The organism is Komagataeibacter kakiaceti JCM 25156 (genome assembly GCF_000613305.1).
Genome location: NZ_BAIO01000817.1, coordinates 1 through 715 on the forward strand (window position 1 = coordinate 1; position 715 = coordinate 715).

Sequence of the window (715 nt, forward strand, 5' to 3'; positions counted from 1 at the left end):
GCCCCGGTCTCGAACAGCAGGGGGATGTCCAGCACGACCCAGCGGCGGCCATCGCGCCGCGCACGCTGGAGGAAGCGTTCACGCGCCTGCGCACCATCGGGTGAAGAATCCCCTCCAGCCCGTGAATGACGGCGGGGTCCGACAGCGCCACGCGCCGCAGCATCCCCCGGTCCAGCACCCCGTCACGCACCGAACCGGGCACCAGCCTGCCAATGGCGGGCAATGCGCGGCCATGCGGCCCCTGAAGGGCACGAACCTCCGCATCCGCATCGAACACCCGTACACCCGCCCGGCGGAACAGGGTGGCGGTGGTGGATTTGCCCATGCCGATGCCCCCCGTCAGCCCCAGTACCCGCATGCGCCGCCGTTCAGCCCGTGCGGGAGGCATGCAGGTCCGCATCGAGCAGGGCCTCGACATCCGGTCCGATTTCCGGTGTCACGCCAAACCATTTGTGAAATCCCAGCCCCGCCTGGTGGATCAGCATGCCCAGCCCGTCAACATGGCGCAGGCCACATGCCGCGGCCTGCCTGAGCAGCGCGGTCTGTCGGGGCACATAAACGATGTCACACACCACCAGCGCCCTGTCGGCCCGCGCCAGATCCATTGGAAACGCCCCGTCCGCCGCCCCTTCCATACCGATGGACGTGGTATTGACCAGCAGGGTGCACTCCGGCAGCGCCGCGCCAGCGTGCGCCCAGTCGACCACCGTGACCC

Annotated in this window: 1 protein-coding gene and 1 pseudogene; both read right to left on the minus strand. The window is 69.2% G+C overall.

The features are described 5' to 3' along the window. A pseudogene (locus JCM25156_RS26440) lies at positions 1-358 on the minus strand (dephospho-CoA kinase); the annotation flags it as partial. A gap of 10 nt (positions 359-368) precedes the next feature. Then, positions 369-715 (minus strand): shikimate dehydrogenase family protein (locus tag JCM25156_RS19205; RefSeq protein ID WP_025814428.1); only part of this gene is annotated, 347 nt, incomplete at its 5' end.